17 protein-coding genes are annotated in these 21800 nt (G+C 72.9%); 5 read left to right on the top strand and 12 right to left on the bottom strand.

Annotation, left to right across the window (positions count from 1 at the left end):
* Positions 1–35 precede the first annotated feature (35 nt).
* The 3 genes from V1633_RS02085 (at position 36) to V1633_RS02075 (ending at position 3702) form a co-directional block, all read left to right on the top strand.
* Positions 36–1364, top strand: a complete 1329-nt coding sequence (locus tag V1633_RS02085; RefSeq protein ID WP_331212354.1) for a DUF4350 domain-containing protein — start codon at positions 36–38, stop codon at positions 1362–1364.
* 101 nt (positions 1365–1465) lie between these two features.
* Positions 1466–2395 carry an AAA family ATPase gene (locus V1633_RS02080; RefSeq protein ID WP_331212421.1) on the top strand — a complete coding sequence of 310 codons (930 nt, stop codon included), beginning with the start codon at positions 1466–1468 and terminating at the stop codon, positions 2393–2395.
* Positions 2392–3702: a DUF58 domain-containing protein gene (locus V1633_RS02075; protein ID WP_331212353.1), complete on the top strand. Its 1311-nt coding sequence runs from the start codon at positions 2392–2394 to the stop codon at positions 3700–3702. The genes V1633_RS02080 and V1633_RS02075 overlap by 4 nt, the downstream gene beginning before the upstream one ends.
* Positions 3703–3847: 145 nt before the next feature.
* Here the strand turns inward: V1633_RS02075 and V1633_RS02070 are convergent, their stop codons facing one another.
* On the bottom strand, positions 3848–4825 hold the full coding sequence (locus tag V1633_RS02070; protein WP_331212352.1) for a stage II sporulation protein M: 978 nt from the start codon (positions 4823–4825) through the stop codon (positions 3848–3850).
* A gap of 42 nt (positions 4826–4867) precedes the next feature.
* On the opposite strand from V1633_RS02070, the gene V1633_RS02065 reads away from it, so the two are divergent.
* Positions 4868–6133, top strand: coding sequence for an RDD family protein (locus V1633_RS02065; protein ID WP_331212351.1), 1266 nt, complete (start codon positions 4868–4870; stop codon positions 6131–6133).
* The gene (locus V1633_RS02060) at positions 6130–6273 is read left to right on the top strand and encodes a hypothetical protein (protein WP_331212350.1); all 144 of its coding nucleotides are present in this window, start codon (positions 6130–6132) and stop codon (positions 6271–6273) included. Before V1633_RS02065 ends, V1633_RS02060 begins: the two co-directional genes overlap by 4 nt.
* Before the next feature lie 126 nt (positions 6274–6399).
* Here the strand turns inward: V1633_RS02060 and ahcY are convergent, their stop codons facing one another.
* The 11 genes from ahcY to V1633_RS02005 all read right to left on the bottom strand — a co-directional run bounded on the left by ahcY (position 6400) and on the right by V1633_RS02005 (position 21799).
* Positions 6400–7899 (bottom strand): adenosylhomocysteinase, encoded by a 1500-nt coding sequence (gene ahcY, locus V1633_RS02055; protein WP_331212349.1) that lies wholly within the window; start codon positions 7897–7899, stop codon positions 6400–6402.
* A 608-nt stretch (positions 7900–8507) separates the two neighbouring features.
* Positions 8508–9689, bottom strand: a complete 1182-nt coding sequence (gene manA, locus V1633_RS02050) for a mannose-6-phosphate isomerase, class I (RefSeq protein WP_331212348.1) — start codon at positions 9687–9689, stop codon at positions 8508–8510.
* A gap of 3 nt (positions 9690–9692) precedes the next feature.
* Complete coding sequence (locus V1633_RS02045; RefSeq protein WP_331212347.1) at positions 9693–10664, bottom strand: cation diffusion facilitator family transporter; 972 nt, start codon at positions 10662–10664, stop codon at positions 9693–9695.
* A 61-nt stretch (positions 10665–10725) separates the two neighbouring features.
* On the bottom strand, positions 10726–11919 hold the full coding sequence (locus V1633_RS02040; RefSeq protein ID WP_331212346.1) for an SIS domain-containing protein: 1194 nt from the start codon (positions 11917–11919) through the stop codon (positions 10726–10728).
* Positions 11916–12137, bottom strand: coding sequence for a Trm112 family protein (locus V1633_RS02035; RefSeq protein WP_331212345.1), 222 nt, complete (start codon positions 12135–12137; stop codon positions 11916–11918). Before V1633_RS02035 ends, V1633_RS02040 begins: the two co-directional genes overlap by 4 nt.
* A gap of 61 nt (positions 12138–12198) precedes the next feature.
* Complete coding sequence (locus V1633_RS02030) at positions 12199–13584, bottom strand: phosphomannomutase/phosphoglucomutase (protein ID WP_331212344.1); 1386 nt, start codon at positions 13582–13584, stop codon at positions 12199–12201.
* A 127-nt stretch (positions 13585–13711) separates the two neighbouring features.
* Positions 13712–15064, bottom strand: a complete 1353-nt coding sequence (locus V1633_RS02025; protein ID WP_331212343.1) for a hypothetical protein — start codon at positions 15062–15064, stop codon at positions 13712–13714.
* Positions 15065–15254: 190 nt separating this feature from the next.
* Positions 15255–15950 (bottom strand): endonuclease V, encoded by a 696-nt coding sequence (locus V1633_RS02020; protein WP_331212342.1) that lies wholly within the window; start codon positions 15948–15950, stop codon positions 15255–15257.
* An 8-nt stretch (positions 15951–15958) separates the two neighbouring features.
* Positions 15959–16423 carry a TY-Chap domain-containing protein gene (locus tag V1633_RS02015; RefSeq protein ID WP_331212341.1) on the bottom strand — a complete coding sequence of 155 codons (465 nt, stop codon included), beginning with the start codon at positions 16421–16423 and terminating at the stop codon, positions 15959–15961.
* Positions 16420–16938, bottom strand: coding sequence for a DUF6301 family protein (locus V1633_RS02010; RefSeq protein ID WP_331212340.1), 519 nt, complete (start codon positions 16936–16938; stop codon positions 16420–16422). The genes V1633_RS02015 and V1633_RS02010 overlap by 4 nt, the downstream gene beginning before the upstream one ends.
* Positions 16919–21799 (bottom strand): toxin glutamine deamidase domain-containing protein, encoded by a 4881-nt coding sequence (locus tag V1633_RS02005; RefSeq protein WP_331212339.1) that lies wholly within the window; start codon positions 21797–21799, stop codon positions 16919–16921. The genes V1633_RS02010 and V1633_RS02005 overlap by 20 nt, the downstream gene beginning before the upstream one ends.
* Position 21800: the final 1 nt, after the last annotated feature.

Raw genomic sequence — 21800 nt, 5'->3', positions numbered from 1 at the left:
GGACCGGTGGCCGGCGACGACGTCGCTGGCACCGGGTGGTCATCCCACTCGGCGTGGCCGCCGCGCTGCTGACCACCACCCTGGTCACCGAGGAGATCGACCAACCCGACCGGGACACCACGGGTTTCCTCTCCCCGATGGGCACCGACGACGTCGGCGGCAGCCGGCTCGCCGCCGAGCTGCGTGCCCGGGGTGTCACCGTCGAACGGACACCCACCACCCCCCGCGCGCTCCTGCGGGCCAGCGGAGGCGGCGTCACGATCTTCGTACCGGCGCCGGCCCTGGTCCACCCGGCGTACTGGCAGGTGCTCGTCGACCCCGCCGAGAACGTCCGGGTGGTGCTGGTGGATCCCCCGCCGCAGGTACTCGCCGAGGCGCGGGTGCCACTGACCGACGCCGGACGGCGCTGGGCCACCCGGGCGCTGCCCGCCGACACGGACGGCCGACCGTGTCCGCTGCCGGAGATCAGTACGGTGGGACCCGCCGCCGCGTTGCGACAGCGGTACGCCGACCCGCCCCAGTTGTCCTTCCGGGCCGACCTCTGCTATTCGGGAGGAGTGGCCCGGACCGCCTGGCGCGGCAACGACATGGTGGTCGTCGGCGCCAGCGACCCGTTCCGCAACGACCGGATCGACGAGTGGCACAACCTCGACCTGGCCACCGGGCTGTTGGCCGTACACGGCCGCGTCCTCTGGCTCGACCTCGCCGACCCGGAGCAGTCGCCGCCCTACCACCCAGACGGTGAACTGGTGTGGACCCCGCCGCCCAGCGGCTACGGCCCGGGTCCCGGGGAGTCCGAGGGGGACGGGCAGGCGGATGATCCCCGATCCGGGCAGTCCCGGCCGCCGGACCCGCAGGAGACTCCGCAGGCCGACGGCCCGAACAGTGACAACCCGCTGGCGGACGCCTTCCCGCCCTGGTTCTGGGCGCTGCTCGCCCAGCTCGCCCTGGCCCTGCTCGTCGCCGCGCTGTGGCGCTCCCGTCGACTCGGTCCGCCGGTGCCGGAGCCGCTGCCGGTGACGGTGCCCGCCGCCGAGACGACGATCGGGCGGGGCCGGCTCTACCATCGCGCCCGGGCGTACGGGCCGACCGCCGGCATCCTGCGGGCGGCGGCACTGCACCGACTCGGGCCGGCGCTCAACCTGGCGCCGGACACCCCACCGGCGGAGCTGGTCCACGCCGTCGCGGCACGTACCGGCCGACCGGCGGACGACGTGCACCACCTGCTCTTCGGTGCCGACCCGACGAGCAACCGGGAACTGCTCGACCTGGCCCGGGCCCTCGACCGGCTGGTACCGCCGGCCGGGCAGAGCCCAGCCCACCCGCCACGGCACGACCACTTCGTCGAAGGAGAGACCCGGTGACCCGACCCGCCGGAACCGCAGATCCGCTCGCCGTCCCGCCGCACGGGACGCCGGCACAGCCGGGTCCGTCCGCCGTCGGGGGCGACGACGCCCGGGCGGCCCTGCACCGGCTCCGGGCCGAGGTGGGCAAGGCGGTCGTCGGACAGGACGGCGTGGTCACCGGCATGGTGCTCGCCCTGCTCTGCCGGGGGCACGTGTTGCTCGAAGGCGTACCCGGGGTGGCCAAGACGCTGCTGGTCCGGACCATCGCGGCCGCACTCGACCTGGAGTCCAAGCGGCTCCAGTTCACCCCGGACCTGATGCCCGGCGACGTGACCGGGTCGCTCATCTTCGACCCGCGTACCGCCGCCTTCACCTTCCGGGAGGGGCCGGTCTTCACCAACCTGCTGCTCGCCGACGAGATCAACCGCACGCCGCCGAAAACCCAGGCGGCACTGCTGGAGGTGATGGAGGAGCGGCAGGTCTCGGTGGAGGGAAGTCGACGCCCGCTGCCGGATCCGTTCATCGTGGCCGCGACCCAGAACCCGATCGAGTTCGAGGGCACGTACCCGCTGCCCGAGGCCCAACTCGACCGGTTCCTGCTCAATCTGACCATGCCGCTGCCGAACCGGGACGAGGAGCTGGGAGTGCTCCGCGCCCACCACGCCGGCTTCGACCCGCGCGAGCTGGCCAAGGCCGGCGTACGCCCGGTGGCGACCTCCGCCGACCTGGCGGCGGCCCGGGCTTCGGTCAGCCGGGTCGGGGTCGCCGAACCGGTGCTCGGGTACATCGTGGACCTCTGCCGGGGTACCCGACGCACCCCGGCCCTGGAGTTGGGCGCCTCCCCCCGGGGCGCGATCGCGCTGCTCAGCACCGCGAAGGCGTGGGCCTGGCTGGCCGGTCGCGACCACGTCACCCCGGACGACGTGAAGGCGGTCGCCCGACCGACCCTCCGGCACCGGCTCCGGTTGCGCCCGGAGGCCGAGCTGGAGGGCGTCACCGCCGCCGCGGTTCTGGACGCGGTGCTCGACACCGTGCCGACCCCACGATGACCTGGCGGCCCGCGGCGCTGCTCGGGGCGGGGGCGTTGACCCTTCCGCTCTGGTCGGCACCCTGGCTGGGTGTGCTGGTGATGACCGGCGTGGTGCTGGCGCTGACCGTCGTCGACCGGGCGCTCGCCGTGCCGCCCTCGGCTGTCGCGGCGAGCCGTCAGGGCGCCCGGACGGTACGCCTCGGCGAGACCGCCACCGTCTCGGTGCGCCTGCACAACACGTCCAGCCGTCCGCTGCACGCGCTGGTCCGGGACGCCTGGGTGCCGTCCGCCGGAGCCCGTCCCGGCTTCCCCGGCGCGCCGCGGGTACGGATCCCGGCCGGTGCCCGGGTCGTGCTGCCGACCCTGCTCACCCCCACCCGTCGCGGTGACCGGCCGGCGGTACGGCTCACCCTGCGCTCGTACGGGCCGCTGGGGTTCGCCTTCCGGCAGCGCTCGGGCCAGCCGGACACTCCACCGTGGACCCTGCGGGTGCTGCCCCGGTTCGAGTCCCGCCGGCACCTGCCGGAGAAACTCGCCCGGCTGCGGGTGATCGACGGCACCCAGGTGGCCCGTGGACGTGGCCAGGGCACCGAGTTCGACACGCTGCGCGAGTACGTCGTCGGCGACGACGTCCGCTCGGTCGACTGGCGGGCCAGCGCGCGTCGGGCCGACGTACTGGTCCGGACCTGGCGACCGGAACGTGACCGACGGGTGGTCTGCGTACTCGACACCGGACGGACGGCGGCGGTGCGGGTCGGCGACGTACCCCGGCTCGACGCCGCGATCGAGGCGGCGCTGCTGCTCGCCGCGCTGGCCGGCCGGGCCGGCGACCGGGTCGACCTGCTCGCCGTGGACAACGCGGTACGGGTGGCGGTCACCGGTGCCAGCCAGTCGAGCGCGCTGCCCCGGATGGTCAACGCGCTCGCGCCGCTGCAACCGAACCTGGTGGAGACCGACTTCGAACTGGTCGCCGGGGAGATCCTCCGTCGGGAGCGCCGCCGCTGCCTGGTGGTCCTCCTCACCGCGCTGGAGGCGGGGGCGCTCGGCGAGGGCCTGCTGCCGGTGCTCCCCCGGCTGGCCGCCCGGCACCAGGTGCTGGTGGCCGCCGTGCACGATCCGGTGCTGACCGAGCTGAGCACCCGTCCGCCGGACCGGGTCCAGGACGCCTACGCGACCGCGGCCGCCTGGCGGGCGCTGGCCGACCGGGACCGGGTCCGGGTGGCACTGCACCGGCACGGGGTGACCGTGGTGGACGCCCCGGCCGACCGGCTGGCGCCAATGGTCAGCGACACCTACCTGCGGCTCAAGGCACTCGGACGGCTCTGACCGACCACGCCCGCGGCCCGGCCCGCCACCGCCCGAGGCACCGCCAAGCCGCCACCGCCCGGGAGACCACCCGGGGCACCACCCGGCCCGCCACCGCCTGAGCCGCTGCCGCTGAACCGCCACCACCCTGCGGTGACGCGCTCACCTAGGGCGTGGCGGTCACCCGCTCCGCCGCCGCACGCTCTTCGGCCACCGCCCGGCGACCGAAGACGACGACGTAGCCGAGGAAGCCGAGCCAGGCGAGCATTCCGATGCCGACCCGGACCGCGGTCGGCACCGCCGCCGGGGTCACGAACGCCTCGATGAGGCCGGCCACCGCGAACAGACCGACCAGCCCGAGCGCGACCAGCATGCCGGTACGGGCCGCCCGGGCCACCGCCTGACCCCGGGTCAGCTCCGGAGGCGGCACCATCCACGCCCAGCCGATCCGGAGCCCGACACCGGCGGCGACGAAGATGCCGGTCAGCTCCAGCAGACCATGTGGAGTGATCATGCTGAAGAAGAGCCCGGTCCGGTCGTAGGCGGCCAGCACCCCGCCGGTCACCCCGATGTTCAGGGCGTTCTGCCAGAGCAGGTAGAACACCGGCAGGACGAGCACGCCCGAGGCGAGGCACCGGGCCGCGATCCAGGCGTTGTGGGTCCAGAGCTGGAAGGCGAAGCTGGGCGCCGCGTACTCGCTGTAGTAGCCGACGAAGCGCGACTCGAAGATGTCGGCGGCGGCCTCGTCCCCGACCAGCCCGGCGGCGTGCTCCGGATGGTCGCCGATCCACCACATGAAGAAGCCCGCGACCAGGCAGAACCCGACCGCCACCGCGCTCCACCAGGGCCAGGCACGGTAGACCGCGGCCGGGAAGCTGGTCGAGAAGAACCGACCGACGGTCGACCACGAGAAGCCGGGGCGCCCGGTGAGCCGCCCCTGGGCGACCAGCACCAGCCGGGACAGTCGGGCCACCAGCGCCGGGTCGGGAAGGCGGCTGCGTACCACGGACAACTGGGTGGTGGCCCGTTGGTAGAGGGCGATCAGCTCGTCGGCCTCCTCCGCCGTCAACCGACGGCGCCGGGAGAGGCTGGCCAGCCGTCGCCACTCGGCGCCGTGCTCCGCGACGTACGCATCGAGATCCAAACCATCTCCTCAGAGTTCGCGACCATAGTGTTCACTGTGCTGGTGACAGCGCAACCACCGAGGCCGAGATCGGTCCGGGCCGCGCCGGCGGCCGGCCTCGGCGCCGACGCCGGTCTGGTGAGCGGCGAAGCCGTCGAACTCGACATCCGGGTCGCCCGGCTCGGCTCGCGGGTCCTCGCGCTGCTGATCGACGTGCTCGTGCAGGTGCTGGTCGCGCTCTTGCTGGCGGCGGTTCTCACCCTCACCTTCGGCGCCCTGGTCGCCGGCGACATCGTGGACCTGCCGGACCTGGCGGTCACCCGTGGACTGCAGACCGTGCTGGCGGTGCTGGTCCTGATCGGCTATCCGGTGCTCTTCGAGACGTTCAACCACGGCCGCTCGATCGGCAAACTGGCCGTCGGCCTGCGGGTGATCCGCGACGACGGCGGGCCGGTCGGCTTCCGCCAGGCGTCGACCCGGGCCCTGGTCGGCGTCGCCGTCGAGTGGCCCGGCCTGGTGCTGCCGCTGCTCACCTGGGTGGCCGGGGTGGCCGTGATGCTCAGCGACGCCCGCGGGCGGCGGCTCGGCGACCTGGCGGCGGGCACCCTCGTCATCCACGAACGGAGTCCGTCCGCGGCTCACTACCGCCCGTTCATCATCACGCCGGCGCTGGTGAGCTGGGCCCGTACCCTGGACCTCACCCGGCTGGACGACGGCCTGGCGCTGGCGGTCCGTCAACTGCTCAGTCGGGGTCCGACACTGGTCGATTCGGCCCGACGGCAACTGGCCGCCTCGCTCTGGGTCGAGGTCGCCTCGGTGACGTCCCCGCCGCCTCCGCCGGGCCTGCCCGAGTGGGCGTACCTGACGGCGGTGCTGACCGAGCGGCATCACCGGGCCCGGCAGCGGCTGGCCCGGTCCCGCTCGGTCACCGCGGCGCTCTGGCCGGAACTCGCCCCCGACGGCGGGCCGGCACCCACCGACAGCGGGTCGGTGCCGAGCGACGGCGGCCAGGTCGCGGCGTCCGGCGCCGAGACCACGCCGAGCCTGACGGTACGGCCGGCCGCGCCATCGGCCAGCGCGCCGTCCCGGCCCGTCGCGTCACCGATCACCGGTTCGCCCTGGCCGGCTGCGCCGGCGGTCCTGGAGCCGGCCGCCACAGCCTGGTCGGCACCGGTGCCAGCGGGTCCGGGCACCGTGACCCTGCCCTCCACCGCGGCGGCGCAGGCGGTGCCACCCACGCCACGCCGACCGGGCACGGGCCAACCGGTCGAATCCGAATGGGCCGACCGACCGCTCGAATCCGAATGGGCCGGTGACTCATCCCGATGAAGGCGTTCCTACCCTGGCTTCTCGTCCTGGCGCTGGTCATCGCCCTGGACGCGCTGGGACTGCGGCTGCTCGCCACGGCGGTCGCGGTCACCTGGCTCTGCTACTGCGTCTGGACCTGGGTACGCCCGCAGCGCCGCTGACCCGCCGACGCCTCTGACGAACGGAGCCCGGACCGTCGACGGCGACAACGCCGCCCACGATCCGGGCTCCCCGCTCCGACCCACACCGACGGCGCACCGCCGGCACGGTCACACCGGCATCGGCACTCAGTAGCGGTAGTGCTCCGGCTTGTACGGGCCCTCGACCGGGATCCCGAGGTAGGAGGCCTGCTCCTTGGTCAGCTCGGTCAGCTTGGCACCGAGCGCGTCCAGGTGCAGCCGGGCCACCTTCTCGTCCAGGTGCTTCGGCAGGGTGTAGACGCCGACCGGGTACTGCTCGGTCTTGGTGAACAGCTCGATCTGGGCGATCGTCTGGTTGGCGAACGAGTTCGACATGACGAAGCTCGGGTGCCCGGTGGCGTTGCCCAGGTTCAGCAGCCGCCCCTCGGAGAGCACGATGATCGAGTGGCCGTCGTCGAACTGCCAGACGTCGACCTGCGGCTTGATGTTGATCCGCTGTACGTCGGAACGCTTCGCCAGACCGGCCATGTCGATCTCGTTGTCGAAGTGGCCGATGTTGCCGACGATCGCCTGGTGCTTCATCCGGGCCATGTGCTCGTTCCGGATGACGTCGAAGCAGCCGGTCGCGGTGATGAAGATGTCGGCGGTCTCCACCACGTCGTCCAGGGTGGCCACCTGGTAACCGTCCATCGCCGCCTGCAGCGCGCAGATCGGGTCGACCTCGGTCACGATGACCCGGGCGCCCTGGCCGCGCAGCGACTCGGCGCAACCCTTGCCGACGTCGCCGTAGCCGAGCACCACCGCCGTCTTGCCGCCGATCAGCACGTCGGTGGCCCGGTTGATGCCGTCGATCAGCGAGTGGCGGCAGCCGTACTTGTTGTCGAACTTGCTCTTGGTCACCGAGTCGTTGACGTTGATCGCCGGGAAGAGCAGGCTGCCGTTCTGCTGCATCTCGTAGAGCCGGTGCACGCCGGTGGTGGTCTCCTCGGTCACGCCCTTGATGCCGGCGGCGATCCGGGTCCAACGCCGGTCGTCCTCCTGCAGCGAACGGTGCAGCACGCTCAGGATGACGGCGTACTCCTCGGAGTCGGCGCTCTCCACCGGCGGCACCGCACCGGCGCCCTCGAACTGGGCACCACGGTGCACCAGCAGGGTGGCGTCACCGCCGTCGTCGAGGATCATGTTCGGCCCCTGCCCGTCGGGCCAGAGCAGCACCTGCTCGGTGCACCACCAGTACTCCTCCAGCGACTCGCCCTTCCAGGCGTACACCGGTACGCCCTTGGGCTCCTCGACGGTCCCTTCCGGACCCACCACGATCGCGGCGGCGGCGTGGTCCTGGGTCGAGAAGATGTTGCACGAGGCCCAGCGGACCTCGGCGCCGAGCGCCACCAGCGTCTCGATGAGGACGGCGGTCTGGATGGTCATGTGCAGGGATCCGGTGACGCGGGCACCGCGCAACGGCTGCTCCGCCGCGTACTCGCGACGGATCGACATGAGGCCGGGCATCTCGTGCTCGGCGAGTTGGATCTCCTTGCGCCCGAACGCGGCGAGGGACAGGTCCGCCACCTTGTAGTCGCCCTCGGCGACGGTCGCGGGGCGGGGTCCGGCGGACGGACCACCTGCGGGTGCCGGGAGGGTGCTGGTCATGAACGCTCCTGTCGTACTGGTCGGCTGGCCGACCCTCCACGTTACGCGCCGCATGGACCGGGGCGGCGCACGGTGGGGTCGCAATCCGGACACTAGGCGGCCGTGACCTCCGGACAGCGCGCGGGGCGGTCGGTACCGAGCGGTCTCCCACCCAGTGTCCGGCCGCCCCGCGCATCCCCCCGGTTTGGTTCCCCGCGCGTGTCTCGGACCCGTGTCGCGATAACGCTGCGTACCCACAGAGTCACACTGAGCAAAAGACGTGTCAAGTCGATCCGCAAATTTCCGTTTCGCGGCGACTCACGTTTGCTCTTCCCCTTATCGGGTAGGGCGCCGGACCGCTCACCACGCCCGGTCACGGCCGCACGGGATGCACACGGCTCGGAGGACCCAGCGGTGGGGGGGGGGGGGGGGGGGGGCCGGGGGCGCCCCGCCCCCCCCCCCCCCCGCCCCCCCCCCCCCCCCCCCCCCCCCCCCCCCCCCCCCCCCCCCCCCCCCCCCACCCCACAGACACACCCCGCCGCGAAAGCTCCGCCCAGCGGTCAACCGTCACACCGAACGGGAACCCACCCACGACCGCCGCAGCGGAAGCTCCGCCCAGCGGTCAACCGTCACACCGAACGGGAACCCACCGACGCCACGTACGCGTCGCCGGCACCGCTCAACGTCACCGGCCCGCCGTCCGCCGGCCCGATCGCCGCCTGCCCCGGCCCGATCAGCACCGACCCGGCGGCGTCGGCCACGGTCACCGTACCGGCCAGGCAGAGTGCGATCCGGGGCCCGCGCACCTCGATGGTCGCCGACCCGACGGCACCGTCGAGGCGTACCCCGTGCAGCGCGAAGTCGTCGACCGGGACGGGCCAGGTCACCACGCCGGGCACGACCGGGGCCGGCTTGACCACCGGATCGGCGAGCACCTCGAAGCGGAGCACCCGGAGCAGTTCCGGCACGTCGACGTGCTTCGGCGTCAGCCCACCCCGCAGCACGTTGTCGCTGGCCGCCAGGATCTCCACCCCGGCGCCGTACAGGTAGGCGTGCAGGTTGCCGGCCGGCATCCAGATCGCCTCACCCGGCTCCAGGTGAACGTGGTTGAGCAGCAGCGCGACCAGCACACCCGGATCGGCCGGGTAGCGCTCGGCCAGGTTCCGGGCCAGTTCGGCGGCGGGCGCGTACGTCGGCGGGACCTCGGCCGCCAGCACGGCGGCGACCAGCCCGGCCCGCTCCTCGGTGGGCCAGCTGAGCAGGGTACGGACCGCGTCACGCAGCCCGTCGAGCCCGCCGCGCAGCGCGGTCACCACCGGCGCGAGCGCCGGCACCCCGAACGCGTCGAGCAGTTCCGCCGAGCGGGCCGGATCCCGGAACCCGCAGAGCGCCTGGAACCGCGAGACCGCGACCAGCATCTCCGGTTTGTGGTACGGGTCGACGTAGTTGCGGTGGGTCAACTCCGGATCGGTCGTCTCCGCCGCATATCCGGCCCGGGCCTGCTCGGCGTCCGGATGCGCCTGCAACGAGAGCGGCGCCTCCGGAGCCAGCACCTTCAGCAGGTACGGCAGCCGCTGCCCGAACCGGTCGATCACGTCCGCGCCGAGCCAGTGCTCCGGGTCGGCGGCGAACGCCTCGACCAGGCTGACCGGCGCGTCGCCGCGCAGCAGCGTACTCGGATCGCCGGGGTGGGCGCCGAGCCACAGTTCCGCCTCCGGCCCCTCGGTCGGCGCCGGACGACCCTGCAACTGGGCGAGGACGGTCCGCGACCCCCATGCGTAGTCGCGAATCCGTCCGTGCAGCGGCTCCACCCTCTATGCCTCCTTGAGCTGCGGAACTCCGTCGGCCGGTTGCTCCGCGTTCCGGTAGATGTCCGGCTCCAAGTAGATCAGCCGGGCGATCGGCACCGAATTGCGGATCCGCGCCTCGACCGAGTTGATCCCCTCGGCCAGGTCTGCCGCCGTCTCGTACGGCCGCACCGCGACCTTGGCCGCGACCAGCAGTTCCTCCGGCCCCAGGTGCAGGGTCTTCATGTGGATGATCCGCTCGACCTCGGCACCGCCGGTGATCGCCTCCTCGATCCGCCGTACGTCCTCCGGGGTGGCACCCTCGCCGAGCAGCAGGCTCTTCGTCTCGAACGCCAGGATGACGGCGATCGCCACCAGCAGCAGACCGATCGCCGCGGTGCCGGCCGCGTCCCAGTAGCCGTTGTCGGTGACCAGGGTCATCGAGACACCGACCAGGGCGAAGATCAGACCGAGCAGCGCGCCCAGGTCCTCCAGCAGCACCACGGGCAGCTCGGGGGCCTTGGCCCGGCGGACGAACTGGCTCCAGGAGGCCTTGCCCCGGATCGCGTTCGACTCCTTGATCGCGGTGCGGAACGAGTACGACTCCAGGAGGATCGCGATGATCAGCACGGTGACCGGCAACCACGGCCAGCTCTCGATGCCGTGCGGGCCGTCCTCATGCTGCTCGTGGTACTTGTGGTACGCCTCGTAGAGCGCGAAGAGGCCGCCGACGCTGAACAGCACGATCGAGACGATGAACGCGTAGATGTAGCGCTCCCGGCCGTACCCGAAGGGGTGTTCCGGGGTTGCCTTGCGTTGCGCCCGGCGCCCGCCGAGCAGCAGCAACGCCTGGTTGCCGGAGTCGGCCACCGAGTGGATCGACTCGGCGAGCATCGACGACGAGCCGCTGAGCCCGAACGCGATGAACTTCGTCACGGCGATGCCCAGGTTGGCCAGCAGGGCCGCGACGATCGCCTTGGTACCACCGCCGGCGCTCACGACTGCGCCTCGGTGACGGCGTTGTGGGGCCCGGTGCGGCCGTGCCGGGCGGTCTGCTCGGTCACGGGTTGGAGAGCTCCTTCATCTCGGTGATGGCCGGTACGGCCATCGGGTCGAGGCCATGGGCCAGCGCGAGGTAGATCGAGGCGAAGTCGGGTACGGCGATCAGCGAGGCCAGCCGTTCCAGGGCGGAACCGCCCTCGGCGGTGACCACGTCGCAGCGCACGCCACGCCGCTCGGCGAGGGTCTGCACCGCGTCGGCCCGGCGCTCCTCCACGACCAGCGGCTCGTCCGTGTCGTCGTCGGCGTTCAGGCCGCCGTCGCGGAGCAGCACCAGCCGCAGCCGTGTCCCGGACTCCTCCTCGTCGGCATCGGCGAAGATGTCCCGGTTCGATTCGGCCAGGCCGCCGAAGACCCCGTCGAGCAGGCCCACCCGGCCACGGCCCGCCTCGCCGAGCGCGCCGGCCACCACCGGGTAGCGGGCGTTCGCCGACAGGGTGTCGCCGAACCGCCGGGCCGCCAGCGTCGCCAGCGGCGACGAGCCCCAGACGATCGGCACCGATCCGGCCAGCCCGAGCGCCAGTGACTTCGCGGGGTTGACGAACGACTCGGCAGACGGCCGGCAGCGGTCGGCGTCGGCGTCCAGCCGGGCCGCCGTCTCGGCCAGGTCCGCCTCGTTCACCTTCACCAGACCGAGCGCACGGCCGGCGAGCAGCACCGGCACGGTCAGTGCCCAGAGGCTGGCCCGGGCCGGCGCCCGGCGGGGCACCGGCACGAACGGTGCCCGGGCACCCTCGGCGACCGACTGGAGCTGTGAGTCCGGGGCGCCGACGGCGACCAGCCGGGCTCCCCGGCGGGCGGCCGCCTCGGCCGCGCCGAGTGCCTCGGGGCTGCGCCCGGAGGCACTGACCGCGATGACCACGTCCGCCGCCCCGACCCAGCCGGGAACCCCGGCGCTGCGGTGCTGGATCACCGGTACCGGGCAGCGCGGCCCGGCGACGGTGGCGAGCACCTCACCGGTCCGCGCGGCGGTGCCGATGCCGGCGATCACCACGGCGCGGGGGCGTCCCTCGTCGGCGAGGACCCCGAGGTTGGCCTCGGCGGTCAGGGCCGCGGACTCCCGGACCTGGGCGCCCCCCGAGGCGGTGTGCCGCAGCATGCCGCCCGGGTCGTTCTTGTCCAGCGCCGCCGTGTCGTCGAGCAGCGTGTCGTCGGCGACCGAGCGTCCGCGCAGGCCCGCCGTGCCGTCCATCATGACCGCGGCTCCGCCGGGCCGCCGGTCTCGTCGGCGAGCAGCTCGACGGGGCCGCCGCGCGCCTCGTCCAGGAGCAGCACCGGTACGTCGTCGCGGACCTCGAAGATCCGCCCGCACTCGGTGCAGGTCAGGGTCTGCGCCGACGGGTTGTAGTCGAGCGGGGCGTGGTGCGTGTCCGGGCAGGCCAGAATCTCCAGCAACTGCGGGTCGAGGGCCACTGTGCGGCTCCTTCCACGTGGGTGGGCGGGCCGGGTGACGTGCCGACCGGCCCGAGGGATCTTATCGACGGACCAGCCCGAGCACCTCGTCGCGGAGCGCTGCCATCCGCTGCGCGGTCGGTGCCTCGACGTTGAGTCGCAGCAGCGGCTCGGTGTTGGAGGGGCGCAGATTGATCCACGCCCCGTCGGGGAACCGGATGGTCAGCCCGTCCAGTTCGTCGGTCTCCGCGTCCGGGTACGCCTGCCGTACCTCGGCCAGCTTGGCCCGCTGGTCCCGCACCGTCGAGTTGATCTCGCCGGAGGCGACGTACCGTTCGTAGTCGGCGGCGAGCACCGAGAGCGGCCCGTCCTGCTCGCCGAGGGCCGCCAGCAGGTGCATCGCGGCCAGCATGCCGGTGTCGGCGAACCAGAAGTCGCGGAAGTAGTAGTGGGCCGAGTGTTCGCCGCCGAAGACCGCGTTGGTCCGGGCCATCTCGGCCTTGATGAACGAGTGCCCGACCCGGCTGCGGACCGGCTGACCGCCGTGCTCGCGGACGATCTCCGGCACCGCGGTCGACGTGATCAGGTTGTGGATGATCGTGGCGCCCGGATGTTTGGCCAGCTCACAGACGGCGACCAGGGCGGTGATCGCGGACGGGGAGACCGGCTCGCCGCGCTCGTCGACCACGAAGCACCGGTCCGCGTCGCCGTCGAAGGCCAGGCCGAGGTCGGCGCCGTGCCGGCGTACGGCGGCCTGCAGGTCGACCAGGTTCGCCGGGTCGAGCGGGTTGGCCTCGTGGTTCGGGAACGTGCCGTCGAGTTCGAAGTAGAGCGGCACGATCTCCAGCGGCAGGGCCGGCAGGACGGCGTCGCCGAGAACCGCCGGCACGGTGTGCCCGCCCATGCCGTTGCCCGCGTCGATGACCACCTTGAGCGGCCGGATCCCGGAGAGGTCGACGAGGGTACGCAGGTGGGCCGCGTACTCGGCGAGCAGGTCCCGGCGTTCCAGCGGCGGCAACACCTGCTCCACCGGCCGGGGCTCCTCCTTGTCCAGCAGCGCCTGGGCGCGGTCCCGCAGCTCGGCCAGCCCGCTGTCCTGGCCGATCGGTTTCGCCCCGGCACGACACATCTTGATCCCGTTGTACCTCGCCGGGTTGTGGCTGGCGGTGAACATCGCGCCGGGCAGGTCGAGGCTGCCCGAGGCGTAGTAGAGCAGGTCGGTGCTGCCGAGTCCGACGTCGAGCACGCCGAGTCCCTCGGCGCGTACCCCGGCGGCGAACGCGGCGGCCAGCCCGGGGGACGACGCCCGCATGTCGTGGGCGATCACGACCGTGTCGCGCTGCTCCCCGGATGTCCGGAGCAGTTGTGCGAAGGCCGCGCCCAACGCCTCGGCCGCACGTGTGTCCCACTGGTCAGGGACGGTGCCGCGGACGTCGTACGCCTTCACGATAGCGGACAAATCAGACAAGATCTCGCCCTTCAGCCGGACACTTGGTCAACGGCCTGAGCGTATCGGAGCCGAGCGCCCCGACCCGCCCCATGCCGATCCACCGCCCGCCGGACCCGTACAGAGGCGGCGGGCGGACGTACCGTCACTACGCCGGCGGCGGGTTGCGGGGCAGGATGAACGTGGCGTCGACACCGGCCGCCGAGCCGTCCCCGGGTGGGATCTGCTGCGTGCGGTCCGCATCCGGCGTGGTCCGCTGCGCGGGGTCCTGGACCGGCGTGATCCGCTGGGTCGGCTCCGCACCCGGTGTGATCCGCTGGGTCGGCTCCGCACCCGGTGTGATCCGCTGGGTCGGGTCCTGGGCCGGTTGGGGCGGGGTCGGCTGGCCCGGCGAGACCGGCGCGGCGGGCCCGGGCGTCGAGCGGCTGTCCCGGCGGGAACGGCTGAACCCGCTGGTCGGCAGGATCAGGGTGCGCTCGGCACTCGCCGGCCCTCCGGGCATCGGTCCCCCGGGGACCGGTCCCCCGGTCAGCGGCCCGGCCGGGCCGCCGTCCACCGGCAGGTTCCCCATCGGTGCCGCGTTCCCCATCGGTGCCGCGCCGACCGGCCCGGTACCGACCGGCGGACGACTCGGGCCAGGGCGACCGGTACCGCCGTAGAGGCTGGTTCCCCGCTGGATCGGTGCGGTCGGCAGGGCGTCGACCGGCGGCAGGCCGCCGCCGGCCGGGGCGAGGCTACGCCCACCCCGCTCGGTACGGTCCGCCCGGCCCCGCCGGATCAGCACCACCAGCAGGGCGATCCCGATCGCGACCATCACCAGGCCGACCAGCATCACCAGGGTCCCGATGCCGAAACCACCGCCGGTGTTCTCGGCGGCGTCGGTCTGGGCCGGCAGACCGGCGGCCACCGTCTGGGTCGGCTCCGCCGCCTCGGCGGGCTCGGTCGCCTCAGGTGTCGGGGACGGGGTCACGGCCGACCGGGTCGGCACCGGGATGGCCCCGGTCCGGCCGGTCATCCGGGCGGTGTCGATGTTCTGGCCGAGCAGTCGACCACCCGCCGTGTACGCCTCACCCAGCACCGTCATCCGGCCGGGCGGCGCACCGGCCAGCAGGGTCACCCGGTATCTGCTGGTGACACTCTTCCTGGCACAGAGTTCGTCCCGGCCCGGTGCGGTGCGTTCGGAGACGACAAGTCCGTCCCCGCCCTGGCTCACCGGCACCGGGCGCCAGGCGCCGTCCGCCGCCACGTGCATCCGTACCAGGGCCGGGGTCAGCCCCGGCAGTTGTACGCCGACCCTGGTGCGTACGTTCACACACTCGCCGGCCCGCATCGAGACCTTGACCGAGACCGCACCGGGCGAGCCACCGGCGTTGAAACTGCTGGAGGCGCTGATCCGGACCGTCTCCCCGACCGCGGCGGCCGGGGCGGCGCCAGCCGCCAGCGTGGCACCGACAGCCGCACAGAGGGTTCCGAACCAGGTGATGCCACGCCGCAGGGACATGATTACCTCGCTTGTCGCAGTTCGGGTCCGGGCACAGGCTACCGGTGGCCGACCACCGTCCCTTCCTGTCATGCCCCGTGCGTCGCCGACCGAATCGTCCGACTCCCGGCCACGACTCCGGCCGGGATCCAGCACCGACGATGGCGACACCCGACCCGGGCCGGCGTGCACCAACCCTGACCAGCGCGGATCAGTGGGGACGGCACGGATCGGCAGGAAGCGCGGCGAGCCGGCGCAACTCCGTACGACACAGCCGGTCCGCTTCGCGGGTGGTCTCCGGCAGCCGGTACCGGCGGGCCAGGTTGAGCACCTGGGCTACGGCGTTGTCCAGGCCCATCCGGTGCCCGACCGAGACGAAGACCGGTTTGATCCCGTCCTGGGTACGCAGCACCCGGCCGACCTCGTCCGCGCCGTCCAGCAGCGGCGACCAGGAGCCGCGCGGACGACCGGGTTCCTCCCAGCGGCCGACCAACGGCGTCTTGCCGACCCCGATCGCCGGCAGGCCGGTCAGCACCCCGAGGTGGCAGGCCAGCCCGAACCGCCGGGGATGGGCGAGCCCGTGCCCGTCGCAGACCAGCAGTTCCGGCGCGACGGTCAGCCGGTCGAGCGCCGCCAGCAGGGTCGGCAGCTCCCGGAAGGCGAAGAGGCCGGGGACGTACCCGAAGGCGGCCCGGCCGGGAAGCACGACGGCGTCGAGCACGGCCAGGGTGGTGGCGTCGAGCACGGTCACCGCCGCCGCGAGCCGGTCACCGTCCTCGGCGTACGCGACGTCGAGGCCGGCCACCGTGCGGGGCGTGGTCGGCCCCGGCCCGACCAGGTCGACCATCGGCCGCAACCGGTCCTGTACGGCTTCCGCCTCGGCGACCGTGCGGGGGGTGGTCGTCATCGCCGACGTCACGCCGGACCCGCTTCCTCCGGGGCCGGAGGGATGCCCAGTGCCGGCAGTCGCAACGGCTCGTTCGTCTCGGCCAGCCAGGACCGGTGAACCAGCGACATCGGGGAGTCGACCGCCAGGGTGTCGCGGAGGAAGGTGGTCACCGTGAGCGAGAGTTCGAGATAGCTCTCCCAGGGCGCCGGCCATGGCAGTTCGTAGGACCAGTTCATCTCGGACCGGCTCCGGTCCGGCTCCTGCCAGCCGGCCTTCCGGAGAGCTTCCTCCGCCGCCGGAGAGACGCTGATCAGATTCGGAGGATCCGGACTGCTCGCGACCTCGGCGTACAGCTCATCGCTCGACTGGCTGAACTGCACGTAGTGACTGCGGTTGTCCGCCTTCACCACGACCAGGATCCCGTCGACGGGCAGCCGGGCGAGCACCTCTGTCAGTGACCTGGTGAACGCGTCCCAGGAATTCTCGCTCACAGCCCGGCCCTGGTTTCTTCCGCCTTGGCCGCCAGGTACTCGGCGCTGGTGATCCGCAGCACGACCGCCCAGACCAGGTAATTGACCGACACCGTGTAATCATCAAGATGCCACGTGACGGAGGGATCTTCGCCCGGCTTCCGTTCGGTCGGCTGACCGAGCTCTTCCTCGACCGCCCGTACCGCGGCCACGAACGCGTCCTGCAGCACCGGCATCGCCTCGTCCGGATCGTTCGCCCGATCGGTGATCCGGACCGAGATCCAGCTGATCCGGTCACGGGTGAGCTGGAAATCCGCGACGTTACCGCCGACGCCCAGCCCGGTGTCCGCCCGCACCGGACCCCTCCGGGCGGAAGGATCGACAGTCCAGGCCAACGACTCGGCGATCGCGTCGATGCTGCTGGCCGACCAGTCCCAGCGGACGTCCGTCAGTTTGCGGACCAGACCGCGGAGGTCCTCCTGTGACAAGACCTTGAGACCCTGCATCTGTCTGCTCCTAGAGATCCGAGAACGCACCCATGTCCAGCTCGTCGGGGTTGATCAGGAACTTCCTGACCTCCCCGCTGCCGTTCAGGCGCCCGATGGCGAGGTAGTAGGAGATCGGAGCCGTTCCGGCCTTGAGACTCTCCAGAAGGTCGGATTCTCCCGCGAGCGCCTCCCGGAGGTCGGGATCGTTCTCCAGCATCCACTGCAGATACGGGACACTGCCCTGCTCGACGTACACACCTGGGGAGACCTCACGGGAACCGAGCTTGGGGGTGTTGGCGATGTCACCGCCCTTCGCCTCGATGACGACCAGCGTGGGCGGTGGCCCCTTGTGCACGGTGACATCAAGTGTCCCGGAGCGTCCAGGCTCGTCGCTGATGCCGGTGAGGAGCTTCCCGCCCAACACCTTGGTCGCCCAGTGGCGCGCCATGATCATACCCAACCGCTCCGACGCCCGATTCATGTCACGGTGCGCGGACGGATAATCCGTCAGAGCCTCGGAAAGCTCTTCGACCTTCTCAAGCTTGTCCGGATCATCCTCCCACTTCAGTCGGAGCTTTTCGAGCGTGTCAGCCTGCTTGTCCGCCTTGAGGTCTTCGAGGGGTACGCCGAGCTCGGCAGCGAGGTCGTCACGTTTCTGCTTCCTGACCTGCGCGGCCGAACGGTCGCGGAGGGCCTCCTGGTACTTCTCCCTCTCAGCGGCGTCGAGCGCGCTCTGCTGCCCGGGGTCGGTTGTGCCGTCGGAGCTTCCGGGATCGTCGATCAGGCACGGCGTGAAGGTGTCGTCAGGAAGGTGGACAGCGGCCAGTCCCTCTCTCGGGAACGGGTTCGGCACAAAGGTGCCGGTGCTGTCGATCCACCTTCCCTTCTTGTTCTGACGAAGTCCCTCCGGGGCCTGCTGTGGCGTGCCGGTCGGCGGGGCCTGCGGCGGTGCGCCCGGCTCTCGCGACTGCGACTGGCCCTCCGGGGTGGACTGGCCCTCCGGGCCACCCGCGTCCGGTACCGGATCAGTCGAGGGTGCGGAACCGTACTGGGCTCCCGTGCCAGCCGGTGTCCCCACCCCCGCCAGCTCGGAGCCGGCCGGTGCGGGGGTCGTCGTGCCGGGCGTGCTCGCCGAGGTGGTGCCGGGTGGCGGGGCGGACTGCGACAGTGGCGGGCGGGAACTCGCCACCCCGGTCGGACGGTCGGCCATCGGCATCGGCTGTCCGTCCGGACCGACCACCAGCGCGTCGATCTGGATGACGTTGGACGGGGAAGGTCTGCCGCTGTGGCCGTAGAGCGGCCGGCCGGCGATCTGGCCGGTCTGCATGTCGACGTAGAGGATCGTGCCGTTCTGGTTGATCGCGGCCCAGGCGTGTCCGGCGCCCCCCTCCCACTTGTTCAGCAGGAAGGCCATCGAACCGGGGCCGCCCGCCCGGAGCTGCGCTTCCAGGTCGCCGTACGCGGCCTGCACCGCAGCCTGGTCAGCCGCCGGGTCAACACCGTCGACCTGCGTACGGAGCTGCTGGAACCGCCCGCCGGTGGCGTCCTCGATCCGCCCCGGGCCGTCCCACTCCCCGTCGAGCGGTCGGCGCGGGTCACCCTCGGCGTACGCGTCGAAGGTCCGGGGCGCGGAGACCCGGGGCCGGCCGTGCGCCCACGTCTCGAAGAACGAGAGGACACAGTCCACGCAGTTGATGCCCCGGGTCGGGTCGGCGGCCGGCCCGCCGTCGTTGCCCAACCCGAACCAGCGTCCCCAGCGTGGATCGGCGTTGCGGACCACGCTGCCGTCCGGGTTGCGGGGCATCTGGTTCTCGAGGTTCACCTGGTCGGCCGCGAGCGGCGGACGCAGACCGAACCGCTGGTTGTACCGCCGGGACCGGTCGACGGACGGTGGATGGTCACTGCCGGTCAGAGCCGACCGGTTGCCGGTACGGACCGGGCCGGTGGCGACGATGCCGGCGTCGGTGTTGAGCCGGATGAAGTCGGTGTCATTCTCGACTCGGACGACCGGCGGGGCGATCTGTCCGGTCAGGATCCGGTGTGCCTGGTTGTCGAGGGCCGCCGCCAACACCGCCGTACGGTCCGCGCTCTGCTGGAACATCGCCGCCCGGGCCGGGTCACCGGACCGCCGGAGACGTTCCGCCTCGACGGCGAGGTCCCGGGCGACCGCCCGCTCACGGTCGGCCTGCCGACGCAGGGGATCGGCCGCGTCCGCCCGCCGGTTCTGCTCGTACCGCGCCCGCTCGGACTGGCGCGGATCCGACCGACCGTACGGGTTCACCCCGGACGGGCGGCCGGAGCCGGGCAGCGCCACCACCGCTCCGAACCGGTCCTCGCCGGTCGGCCGGGGACCCGGGTTGTCGGGAGTGCGCTGCTCCGGGATGCGTACGCCGCTGTCGCCGCGCGGTGCGTCCACCGGAGGGGCGACCGGTGGAGGTGTGCCGGGTGACGGTGTGACCGGTGGAGGTGCGGCCGGCGTCACCGGCGACGACGAGGTGACTGTCGACGGAGGCGGTACGGCCGGACCCGGCGTCCCGGCCGGTGGCCTGGGCGGCGCGGTCGTACCCGACTGGGTCGTACCCGGGGTGCCGGGGCTGCTCGGTACGGACCCCGGAGTAGCGGCGCCCGGCGACCCGGGCGGCGCCAGCGGCGTACCGACCGACGGTGCCACCGGCCCCGCGACCGGGCCGACCGAGGTCGGTGGCAGGGCCGGCGCGACGGACGGCCCACCGACCGTCGGCGAGGGCGAGGTGGGCGGGCTGACCGGACCGACCGGAGTGGTGGGACCGACCGGAGTGGCGACGGCGCCGGTCGTGGTGCCGGACAGCGTGGACAGGGCCGGCCCGGCCGAGGTCGTCGGCCCGTTGACCGGGCCAGCCGGTGTCGTGGATCCGCCGGCCGGCGTGGCGGAGACACCAGCCGGTGGGATCGAGGCCGTGGGTGCGTTGACCGACGGGATCGAGGGCGTGAGCCCACCGACCGACGAGGTCGAGGGCGTGAGCCCACCGACCGGTGTGGCCGGCGTCGGGCTGGCGAGACCGCCACCGGCGACCGGAGCCACCGACGGCGGGGCGACGGTCGTTCCCGGCACCGCCGGCCCCCCGGCGGCCGTTCCGGTGACCCCGGCGGAGGCCGAAGCTGGGGCGGTCGTACCGCCGGTGGAGGCACCTGCGCCGACCGACGCGCCAGCCGACTGGGCCGTGCCGGGCGCCTCCACCGAGGTGGCGACCCCGGCGAGTTGTGCCGTGGCCGGCTTCTCGGACGTCGCCGGGGCGTCCGACGGAACGGATCCCATCGGGGTGGACACCGAAGCGTCCACGCTGACGCCGCCCGGCGCAGCCGTCGCGGCAGCACCGACGTTCGCCGCCGGACCCGCCACCTCGGCCGACAGGTTCGCCGGCAGGGTTGTCGCCGGAGTGGCCTCCGCCGACGGCAGGTTCACCGCGGCGGCGACCCCACCCGACTGGCCACCCGCCACCGCGTTGACCGGCCCCGCCTCGACCGACAGGCCACCGGAGGTCGGCGTACCCGCTGGAGCACCCGGCGTCGCGGCCCCCGAGCCGAGGTCCGACAGACCCGGCGCGGACGGCGCGCCCGACGGCCCCGGATAGGCCGAGCTGCTCCCGGACGACGAGTTGCCCGCCAACGACGACAGATCCGGGCCGGCCGACGAGCCGCCGCCCGTCAAACCGGAAGGACCGGACGGCGTGCCGCCACCGGCCGGCCCGGAACCCGGGCCACCGCCCGCCAGGCCGGAAGGACCGGACCCCGGGCCGCCGGCCAACCCCGAGGGACCGGACGGCGTGCCACCGCCGGTGGATCCGGACGGACCGGAGGTCGGGTCGGCTCCCGGCCCGGTGTTGCCGCCCGGCGGGCCGGACAGGCCGGACAGCGCGTCGAGTCGGCCCTCCAGCCGGTTGCTCGCGGCGTCGCTGGCCTGGTTCACCGTCGAACTCGCCGCGCCCGAGGTGGCCGCCATGCCGGCGTCGGTGAGCGAGACGAACCCGTTGCCAGTGGCGAGGCTCGCCGCGTTCTCGGCGATCACCTCGCCGCCCACCTCGCGGCCGACGTTCTCGAAGAACCTGCCGGCCCCACCGGAGGCGTTCGGCCCGAGGCTGGCCACCGAGGCGGTCGCACCACCGGCGAAGCCACCCACCGCCGACATGCCCAGCGAGGCCATGTCCAGACCGTCCCGCCGGCCGGTGGTGTTCTGGTAGGCCTGGATGCCGCCGTCGATCGCGACCTCTTCGCCCGCCTCCTTCAGGCCGTCGATGCCGGCCCGCTTCGCGAACGACTTCAGGCCCCGCTCCGAGACCTCCTTCACCGCCTTCTCGGCGGCCTCCTTCGCGCCCTTGCGCAGTGCCTTCTTGGCGAGCTGCCCGATCAGCCGCTTGAAGATCATCTTGATGATCTCCCGGGTGGCGGCCATCGCCGCGGCCGCCGCCGGAGAGGCCGCTCCGAGGGTGAGTACGACGGCTATCCCGAGACCCACCAGCTCCGCCACCAGGATGCCGAGCTGGATCCACACCTCGATCTTGGCGCCCTCGATGTCACAGCCGCACTCCTCGACCAACTTCCCCAGCTCGTTGGCCACGTCGGCGAGCAGCATGAGCGGCGCGTCCTCGCCGTCGGCCACCTGACGCCACGCCTGGTCGAAGGCCTGGCCGACCGAGCCGGTGTGCCCGTACCCGTCGAGGACCCCGCTCGCGGCCGTGATCGCGTCGTCCCGGGGGCCGGCGAGTGCGGCGCCCATCTCGAACCACTGGTCGGCGAGGTCCCAGACCTCTTTCTCGTTCCCCTCCGGCCATTCGACGCCGATCACCCACTCCAGCGCCTCGTAGACCCAGCCCGGCAGGTCCCAGGGTGAGAAGTCGAGGGGGTGGGGAATCGGGCTGGGCAGAATGGTCATG

Origin of the sequence: Plantactinospora sonchi (assembly GCF_036422035.1) — a bacterium.
Classification (GTDB): Bacteria; Actinomycetota; Actinomycetes; order Mycobacteriales; family Micromonosporaceae; genus Plantactinospora; species Plantactinospora sonchi.
This window is presented reverse-complemented; position numbering and strand designations above follow the sequence as displayed.